The following is a 434-nucleotide window of genomic DNA, read 5'->3' as shown; positions in this document are numbered from 1 at the left end:
ATGGTCTCCGCTTTTGCCGTCTTAATCCACTAGAACTTCATTTAAAGTCCGAGAGTCTACGACGAGTTAAGACCGATCAGAAAGACGCTCATCGGATTGCGCTCACTGTCCAGGAAAATGCTTTTCGATTAACAGTTCCTTGGAAAAAAGACTATCTTCAGTTACATGAGCTTAGTCGGTTCTATAATCAGCTCAATGCTGATTGGAACTATCGTCTAAATCATCTTCATACTGCACTTGAACAAGTTTTTCCAGAACTTAAGCAATTATTTGTAAATAGAACATCTAAATTAGCGTTGAATATCGTGGAGCTTTTTCCTCATCCAGCACTAGTTAGACCTTATTCGAGAGTTAAATTAAAGAATATTCTAATGGCATCTACAGATAAACGAATATCTAAGATGAAAGCTTATAAGTATGCCGATCGATTAATC

General features: G+C 37.1%; 1 protein-coding gene. It reads left to right on the top strand.

Going from position 1 to position 434, the window contains the following annotated elements; all coding sequences use genetic code 11:
- A partial coding sequence (locus AACL61_RS01125; protein WP_339110857.1) for an IS110 family transposase occupies nucleotides 1-434 on the top strand: 434 nt, incomplete at both ends.

The organism is Limosilactobacillus reuteri subsp. porcinus (assembly GCF_036621895.1).
Lineage (GTDB): Bacteria > Bacillota > Bacilli > Lactobacillales > Lactobacillaceae > Limosilactobacillus > Limosilactobacillus reuteri_J.
This window is presented reverse-complemented; position numbering and strand designations above follow the sequence as displayed.